The organism is uncultured Azohydromonas sp. (assembly GCF_937926365.1).
GTDB lineage: Bacteria > Pseudomonadota > Gammaproteobacteria > Burkholderiales > Burkholderiaceae_C > Azohydromonas.
The window spans coordinates 1-8,941 of sequence record NZ_CALAOH010000248.1 but is presented as its reverse complement, the minus strand read 5'-3'; the positions used below and the strand labels follow the sequence as shown (position 1 = coordinate 8,941).

Annotated in this window: 5 protein-coding genes; 2 read left to right on the top strand and 3 right to left on the bottom strand. The window is 72.5% G+C overall.

The window, feature by feature from the left end; all coding sequences use genetic code 11:
* The coding region (locus Q0741_RS27255) for an ATP-binding protein (protein ID WP_298236331.1) at window positions 1-3,282 on the bottom strand (3,282 nt) is incomplete at its 3' end.
* 10 nt (window positions 3,283-3,292) lie between these two features.
* Window positions 3,293-4,399 (bottom strand): two-component system response regulator, encoded by a 1,107-nt coding sequence (locus Q0741_RS27250; protein ID WP_298236330.1) that lies wholly within the window; start codon window positions 4,397-4,399, stop codon window positions 3,293-3,295.
* Between the two features lie 386 nt (window positions 4,400-4,785).
* Between Q0741_RS27250 and prsT the strand changes: the two genes are divergently transcribed.
* Window positions 4,786-7,563, top strand: a complete 2,778-nt coding sequence (gene prsT / locus Q0741_RS27245; protein ID WP_298236329.1) for an XrtA/PEP-CTERM system TPR-repeat protein PrsT — start codon at window positions 4,786-4,788, stop codon at window positions 7,561-7,563.
* 51 nt (window positions 7,564-7,614) lie between these two features.
* Here prsT and Q0741_RS27240 read toward each other — a convergent pair whose 3' ends face one another.
* Window positions 7,615-8,514 carry a helix-turn-helix domain-containing protein gene (locus tag Q0741_RS27240; RefSeq protein WP_298236328.1) on the bottom strand — a complete coding sequence of 300 codons (900 nt, stop codon included), beginning with the start codon at window positions 8,512-8,514 and terminating at the stop codon, window positions 7,615-7,617.
* Between the two features lie 256 nt (window positions 8,515-8,770).
* On the opposite strand from Q0741_RS27240, the gene Q0741_RS27235 reads away from it, so the two are divergent.
* A partial coding sequence (locus Q0741_RS27235; RefSeq protein ID WP_298236332.1) for an SDR family NAD(P)-dependent oxidoreductase occupies window positions 8,771-8,941 on the top strand: 171 nt, incomplete at its 3' end.

Here is an 8,941-nt window from a genome sequence, read left to right as displayed (position 1 = left end):
ACCGGTGCCGGGCTGCGGCTCGCGCGCGGGCAGCCAGCGCCGCAGCGTGGCGAACAGCCGCGCCGGCTCCACCGGCTTGGGCACGTGGTCGTCCATGCCCGCGTCCAGGCAGCGGGCGCGGTCCTCGGCGAAGGCATCGGCCGTCAGGGCCAGGATCGGCATGCGCGCCCGCCCTTCCAGGGCGCGGATGCGGCGCGTGGCCTCCAGCCCGTCCATCACCGGCATCTGCATGTCCATCAGCAGCGCGTCGTACTCGTGCGCCTGCACGGCGTCCACGGCCTGGCGGCCGTTGCGCGCCAGGTCCACCTGCAGGCCGGCCCAGCCCAGCAGCTCCAGCATCACGCCCAGGCTCACCGGGTTGTCCTCCACCAGCAGCACGCGGGCGCCGCCGCAGCGCCGGCGCAGCGCGTCGGCCTCGGCCTGCGCGTCGTCCAGCACCACCGCCGCGCCCACCGGGGGCGGCGCCAGGCTCTCGCGCACCCAGGCGCTGAAGCGGAACTCGCTGCCCGCGCCCAGCTCGCTGTGCACCTCCACCCGGCCGCCCATCAGCCCCGCCAGGCGCTGCGTGATCGCCAGCCCCAGCCCGGTGCCGCCGAAGCGCCGCGTGGTCGAGGCGTCCTCCTGCACGAAGGCGCCGAAGATCTGATCCAGCTTGTCCGGCGCGATGCCGATGCCCGTGTCACGCACGCTCAGGCCCAGCCGCAGGCCGCGCTCGCCGCGCTCCAGCACCTCGGCGCGCACCTGCACCTCGCCGCGCTCGGTGAACTTCACCGCGTTGCTCAGCAGGTTGAGCAGCGCCTGCGACAGCCGCGTCGGGTCGCCACGCAGCGCATCGGGCACGTCGCCGGCGTCCAGCGTCAGCCGCAGGTCCTTGGCGCGCGCCTGCTCGGCCACCAGCGCGTGGCTGCCCGCCAGCAGCGCGCGCAGCGAGAAGTCGGCCTCCTCCAGCTCCACGCGGCCCGCTTCGATCTTGGAGAGGTCCAGCACGTCGTTGACGACGTGCAGCAGATGCGTGGCCGCGTCGCCGACCTTGGCCAGCCGCTCCAGCGCCACGGCGTCGCGGGCATCGCGGCGCAGCAGGTGCGTCAGGCCCAGGATGGCATTGAGCGGCGTGCGGATCTCGTGGCTCATGTTGGCCAGGAACGCGCTCTTGGCCCGGCTGGCGGCGTCGGCGCGGTCGCGCGCGAGCAGCAGCTCGGCGTTGGCCTGCTGCAACTGCTGCGTGCGCTCCTGCACCAGCTCCTGCAGGCGGTGGCGGTGGCGGTCGAGCTCGGCGGCGATGCGCTTCTTCTCGGTCACGTCCTCGCCGATCCAGAGGTGGTGCGTGATGCGCCCGTCGTCCTGGCGGATGGGCGCGGCATGCACGAACACGGCGCAGGGCTCGCCGTCCTTGCGCTGGCCGTGGAACTCGCCGGACCAGGGCTGGCCGCGCTGCAGCGTGCGCCACAGCCGGCCTTCGCGCGGCGTCACCGCCAGCGCGCAGCGCAACCCGCCGGCCCGCGCGTCGAGGAGTTCCTCGCGGCTGAAGCCGCTGATGCGCGTGAACGCGTCGTTGACGTACTCGACGTGTCCCGAGGTGTCGCGGATGGCGATGCCGATCGGGCTTTGCGCCACGGCCAGCGACAGCTTGCGCAGCTGCGCCTGCGCCTGGTGGTGCTCGGTGACGTCGGTGTGCGCCACCACCGCGCCGCCGGCGGGCGTGCGCAGCGGCGTGACGGTCATGTGGAACCAGCGCGGGCGCTGCGGCGAGTGGCAGGCGTATTCGTGCGAGAAGGACGTTTCCTGGCCCGCCAGCACCGCCGCGATGCCCGCGGCCACGTGCGCGGCCTCGGCGGCGTCCGCGCCCTGGGCGGCGCCGCAGACGGCCAGGTAGTTCGTGCCCAGGCCGTGAAGGGGCGCGGGCGCCGGGGCGTGGAAGCCGTTCTCGCTGGCAAAGCGCCGCCAGGCGGCGTTGACCTTGACGATGTTGCCGGCCCGGTCGAGCACCGCGATGTGGTCCAGCACCGAGTCCGTGACCGCCTGCACCAGCGCCAGCGCGCGCAGCCGCTCCTCCTGGGCATCGTGCTGCGCCTGCGCAATGACCCGCGCCCGGCGCTCGCGCAGCAGCACCGTGCCGATGATCGTCCACAGCGTGGCCATGGTGCCCACGGCGGTGATCCACAGCGCGCCTTTCAGCGACGCGGTGCGCAGCTCGGCGGCATCCACCTGGGCCACGAGCAGCCAGTCCGTGCCGGGCACCTTCCGCACCACGCCGGCCACCGGCACGCCGCGGAAGTCCAGGGCTTCGTCGGCGCGGTCCAGGGGGCCTTCGCCGGACAAGGCCCGGCCGGCCAGCAGGCCGGGCTGGTTCAGCGGCACGGGCTGCTGGTCCAGCAGCTCCAGCAGGCTGTCGTTCTCGCGGCGCACCAGCATCGACCGGCCGCTGCCCAGGGGCGAAGGGCCGTGGCGCAGCATCGGCAGCAGGGAGTCATCCAGGTCCATGCGCAGCACCACCGCCGCCTGGGGGGGGCCGGCCGGGCCGTGCACGGGCACGACCATGTCGATCCAGGCGCTGCCGGCGTCGTCGCGCCCGATCCACTGCCCGATCTCGCCCGTGGCCAGCGCCTGCAGCACCTGCTTGCTCAGCGCGGGCGTGGGCGCGGTGCCTTGCGCCGGTTCCGTCCCCAGCAGCTCACCGCGGGGGCTGAACACGAGGACCGCCTGGTTGCCGAAGGCCTTGCGCATGACGGCCAGCCGCTCCATGACCCGTTCCAGCGCGGCGGCATCGCCCTCGCGCCAGCGCTGGTAGAAGCCGGCATAGATCGAGCTGAAGCGCACGAAGCGCGCCTGCGACTGGTGCGCGGCGAACCAGGTCGCGACCTGGCTGCTCTGCTGCTCGGCCAGGGCTTCGAGATGGCGCAGGTGCTGGGCGCGCTGCTGCCGGAAATCGCCCACCAGCGCCACCAGCGTCAGCGCCGCGATCGCCGCGGCCAGCCACGGCAGCGGCGCCACGCGGGCCCAGTGCGCCACCGGTGGCACCTGCGGGACAGGTCCGGCCGCGCCGGACGCCGCCGGGTCCGCGTGGCGGCTGAGCATGGCGTGGAGCAGCAGGGTCGTCACGGCCACGAAGCTCCAGCCCTTGAGGGTGGCGGCCTGCATCAGCCAGTCCGGGTCGCGGACCTGCTGCGCCAGCAGCCAGTCCGAGCCCAGGATCCACAGCGAGGCCGCCGCGGCGTAGCCCAGGGTCAGCCGCAGCGTGGTCAGGCGCGGGCCGTTGGCCGCCGGCGTGGCGGGTTGATGCATGGCGCGCCGCTCAGCCGGCGGCTTCGGCGAGTTCCCGCTCGTCCGAGTAGCGGCGCGCGATGTCGCAGAAGGTCTCGAAGTCGTCCAGGAAGCAGTCCAGCAGCTGCGGATCGAAATGCCGCCCGCGCTCCTGTGCCATCACCTCGCGCACCTGCGCAAAGGGCATGGGCGGCTTGTAGACGCGGCGCGAGATCAGGGCGTCGAACACGTCGGCCAGCGCCATCAGCCGCGCCGACAGCGGGATGGCGTCGCCGGCGAGGCCGTCGGGGTAGCCGCTGCCGTCCCAGCGCTCGTGGTGGTGCAGCGCGATCTCGCGCGCGTAGGCCAGGAAGGGCACCGGCTCGTGCGTGTCGTCCACGGCGCGATCGATGGCGGCGGCGCCCAGCCGGGCATGCGTCTTCATCACGGCCCACTCCTCGGCCGTGAGCTTGCCGGGCTTGAGCAGGATCTGGTCGGGGATGCCGACCTTGCCGATGTCGTGCAGCGGCGCGGACTTGGCGATGAGCTCGATGGTGTGGGCGTCGAGCTCGCCGGCGAAGCGCGGCAGCGCCGCGGCGCGCCGGGCCAGCGCGAGCACGTACTCCTGCGTGCGCAGGATGTGGTTGCCGGTTTCGTTGTCGCGCGTCTCGGCCAGCCGCGCCAGGGCGCGGATGGTCACGTCCTGCGCCACCTGGTTCTCGCGCATGCGCCGCGTGATCTCGGATTCCAGCGCGGCGTTGTCGCGGCGCAGCAGGTCGCGCGCGCGCTTGAGCTCCAGGTGCGTGCGCACCCGTGCCAGCACGATGGCCGGCTGCAGCGGCTTGGTGATGTAGTCCACCGCCCCCAGCGCCAGCCCGCGCTGCTCGTCCTCGGCCCCGTTCATGGCGGTGACGAAGATGACGGGCACGTCGCGCGTCAGGGGCGAGGCGCGCAGCCGCTCCAGCACCTCGTAGCCGCTCATGGCGGGCATCATGATGTCCAGCAGGATCAGGTCGGGCGCGGGCTGCTGCAGGGCCAGCTCCAGTGCCCGCGCTCCCGAATTGGCCGCGAGCACCTGGTAGGGCCCGCACAGCAGCTCGGCCAGCACGGTGAGGTTCTCGGGGTTGTCGTCGGCGACGAGGACGGTACTGCGTGACATGGCGTTCCGAAACGGGAAGAGCTGGGTTACCGGTCGCGATGCGCACGGCGCTGTTGGATGGCAGGCATGGGAAGCGGTCGCGCCGCATGTCTTTCTTTGTTTACGGCCCCGGCGGGGCGAGGTGAAGCACTTGCGGGCCGCTTTGTGAGGAATTTCACACGCCAGGGGTACGGCCAGACCGCGGCCCGACGGCCCGGCTTGCACGGGCCTGACAACTCCGGGCGCCGCTGGCCGACGATCCGCCTTGTCCGGCCCGGGGCGGCAGTTGTGGACCGAAGTCGTGAATTCATTGGCGCCGCCCGGGGCGGCCTCGGTGTGGACGCACCCGACAATCGATGCTCTTCCCGTAACCGGTGCCGCCCGCCAGGCGCGCCGCTCGCCGTCAAATGAAAACTCCCCGTCGCCTTGCCATTCCTCTTGCCTTGGGCCTGCTGTCCAGCGCCGCGCTGCTGGGCTGTGGCTCCGACGGCGATCCGAAGGAACTCATCGCTTCGGGCCGCAACTACATCGAGCAGAACGATCCCAAGGCGGCCACCATCCAGCTCAAGAACGCGCTGCAGAAGTCGCCCGACCTGGCCGAGGCGCGCGTGCTGCTGGGGCTGGCGCTGCTGGAGCAGGGCGACGTGGTGGGTGCCGAGGTCCATGCCGGCAAGGCGCTGGAGCTCGGCGGCGTGCAGGACGAGGCGGTGCCGCTGATGGCCCGGGTGATGCTGCTGCAGGGCAAGGCGCCGCAGGTCGTGGAACGCTACGGCGCCACGGCGCTGGCGCAGCCCAAGGCCAAGGCCGCGCTGCAGACGGTGCTGGCGCAGGCGCACCTGGCGCAGAACCAGCGCGAGAGCGCGGAGACGGCGCTCAAGGCGGCGCTGGAGCTCGATCCCGGACACCTGCCGGCGCGGCTGCTGCAGGTGCGCCTGCGCGCGGCGGTGCCGGACGTGGCCGGGGCGCGCCAGATGGTCGAGGAGCTGGTCAAGCAGCGGCCCAAGTCCCACGAAGCCTGGCTGCTGCTGGCCGCGCTGGCGCAGGCCGGCGAGGACTTCGACGGCGCGGGCAAGGCCTACCAGCAGGCGCAGGCCGTGCGCAAGGACGCCATAGCGGCCTACGCCGGCTACATCCTCATGCTCAACGGACAGAAGAAGTACGAGGAGGCGGACAAGCAGCTCGCGCTGCTCAAGGCCCAGTACCCCGAGCATCCGCAGACCAAGGTGCTGCAGGCGCAGTCGCAGCTGCGCAAGAAGGACCTGAAGGCCGCGCGCGAGGCGGTGCAGTCCGCGCTCAAGGCCGCGCCCAACTTCGGCTTCGCGCAGCAACTCGCCGGCGCCATCGAGTACGAGGCCGGCGCGCTGGCGCAGGCCACCGCCTACCTGACCAAGGCGCAGCAGCTCATGCCCGAATCCGCCCCCGTGCGGTTGCTGCTGGCGCAGACGCTGCTGCGCGCGGGCGACCCGGCCAAGGCGCTGGTGACGCTGCAGCCGCTGCTCGACGACAAGAAGGCCCCCCAGGCGATGGCGCTGGGGCTGGCGGCGCAGGCCCACCAGCAGCAGGGCGACCTCGTGCGCGCGGAAGCGTTGTTCAAGCGCGCCACCGCGGCGGACCCCACCGACAGCCGCGCCCGCGTGGCGCTGGCGATGACGCAGCTCGCGCGCGGCGACGCCGCGGGGATGGAGGCGCTGCAGTCGGTCGCCGCCAGTGATGACAAGGGCACCATCGCCGACCTGGCGCTGATCAACGAGCGCATGCGCCGGCGCGAGTTCGATGCCGCGCTCGCGGCCATCGACGCGCTGGAGAAGAAGTCGCCCGGGCAGGCCACGGCGCCGCTGCTGCGCGCGCGCGTGCAGGTGGCGCTCAGGCAGCCCGACAAGGCGCGCCAGAGCCTGGAGCAGGCGGCCAAGGTCGAGCCGGCCAACCTGCAGGCCGCCATGGCGCTGGCCGAGCTGGACCTGCGCGACAAGCAGTTCGATGCCGCGCGCAAGCGCTTCGACGCCACGCTCCAGGCCGATGCGCGCAACGTGCCCGCGCTGCTGGCCGTGGCGCGCATCCGCCAGGCCGCCGGCGCGACGGCGGACGAGGTGACGAAGATGCTGGAGGACGCCGTGCGCGCCAATCCTTCGGAGGCCAGCGCGCGCCTGGCGCTGGTGGAGCACCACCTGGGGCAGAAGAACAACTCCGCGGCGCTGACCGCCGCGCAGGAAGCCGTCACCGCGCTGCCCGACGATCCGGCCGTGCTGGCCGAGCTCGCGCGGGTGCAGGCCGTCAGTGGCGACCTCAACCAGTCCATCAGCAGCCTGGGCCAGGTGGCGGCCAAGCGGCCCAACTCGGTGCAGGCGCAAATGATGCTGGCCGACGTGCAGCTGGCGGCCAAGAACTACGACGCGGCCATCACGGCGCTGGAGCGCGCGCGCTCGCTGGCGCCGCGCGAGTTCGCGGTGTCGCAGCGCCTGGCCGCGGTGCAGCTGGCCGCCGGGCGCGCCTCGTCGGCACTGTCCACGGCGCGCGCGCTGCAGAAGGAAAAGGACATGGCCGTGGCGGGCCTGGTGCTCGAGGGCGACATCGAGAGCGCGCAGCGCCGCTGGCGCGAGGCCGTGGCGGCGTACCGTGCCGCGCTGGCCAAGGAGCCCGCCAGCACGCCCGTGGCCGTGAAGGTGCACGGCGCCCTGGTCGGCCAGGAGGACAAGGCCGGCGCCACGGGCTTCGCCAGCAAGTGGATGGCCGAGCATCCCAAGGACGCGGGTTTCCTGTTCCACCTCAGCGAGGTGTCGATCGCGCAGCGCGACTTCGCGTTGGCCGAGAGCCAGCTCAACGACGCGCTGAAGCTGCGCGCCGACGATCCGGTGATGCTCAACAACCTGGCGTGGGTGCACGTGCAGCTCAAGAAGCCCACGGCCGTGGAGCTGGCCGAGAAGGCCAACAAGCTGCGTCCGGACACGCCCGCGTTCATGGACACGCTGGCGGTGGCGCTGGCGGCCAACAAGCAGTTCGACCGCGCCATCGAGCTGCAGAAGAAGGTCGTCGCGCTGGACAAGGACCCGGGCTGGCGCCTGGCGCTGGCGCGGCTGTACATCGACGCCGGCCAGCGCGCCCAGGCCCGCACCGAGCTCGACGCGCTGGCGCAGCTCAAGGACTTCAAGCGCCAGGAAGAGGTGCGGAAGCTGATGCGGGAGCTGTGACGCCGGCTTGAGCGCGCGGCCCGCCGGCCGAGCCGCGGCGCCTGACCGCTTTCACCCTCCCGCCAGCCGCTGCCGCGCCATGGCGCGGAATTCCGTCGGCCGGTGCCCCGTGTGCTTCTTGAAGAAGCGCCCGAAATACGCCTCGTCCTCGAAGCCCAGCACCGCCGCCACCTGCTTGACGCTCAGCAGCGAATAAGCCAGCTCGCGCTGCGCCTCGTGCACGACACGGGCGTTGAGCACGTCCAGCGCCGAGGCGCCCAGCACCTCGCGGCACAGCCGGCTGAGCTGCCCGGCGCTCACGCCCAGCGTGCGCGCGTAGTCCTCCACACCCACGCCGCGCTCGCGAAAGCGCGCCTCCACCAGCGCGCGGAAGCGCTCCACCTGCCGCGCCTTGCGCGAGCGCAGCAGCGCGTCCTCGCCCGCGGGCTGCGCCGCGCCGACGCGCGCCACCTGCACCAGCAGCGCCACCAGCAGCGACAAGCCCACCGCCATCTGGCCGGCCTCGTGCACGCGTGTCTCGCGCTCCATGGCTTCGAACAACGGCAGCAAGGCCTCGGCATGGCGACTCCCGGCCTCCACCCGCAGCACCGCGGGCTTGCGCAGCAGCGCCAGCAGCTCCGGCGCCACGGCCTGCACGGCCGCCTCCAGCGGGCGCTGCGCGGCCGTGATCACGTGCCCGTCGGTGTCGGGCCGGAAGTGAAAGCCGTGTACCGCGCTGGCCGGCACCACCACCAGGCAGGGCGGGTGCAGCGGCCACTTCAACTCGTCGATGAATACCTCGCCGCCGCCGGCCACCACGTACAGCAGCTGCAGCAGCGCGTCGTGCACGTGCGGCTCGATCTCCCAGTCGAACAGGCTGGAGCGCACCGGGATGCGCTCCACGTGAACCATGTCCAGCCAGCTCGGCTGCGCCTCGTGCCCGTAGAGGGCGAAGTTGGGAACCGTCGTCATGCCGCTCAGTGAGAACCCGGTGATGCACGAATTGTCCGGTTCGTCGCTGATTTTGTCGATTGGTGGCGAGCGAGGTGGCTCCTACAGTTCACCCCATCGTGAATCGCCTTCTCGTTGATGCACAAGGACAAATCGTCTTTGACGGCGAGAAGGCACCGGACGATTCGGGCCTTGATCAGCTTCGGGCACCCTCGGGTTTGCCCGTAGTCAAGGCGAAATTGTCCGGTATCGAAGCAGGTGTACCGAGGAGACAGACATGAGCACGCACCGGACCGAACCCTCCTGGCTGGCGCTCGAAGGCCGGGTCTGCGCCGTCACCGGCGCGGGCAGCGGCATCGGCGCCGCCATTGCCGTGGAGCTGGCGCGTGCCGGCGCCCGCGTCGCGCTGCTGGACCGCCACGGCGCCGCGGCCGAGGCGGTGGCCCGC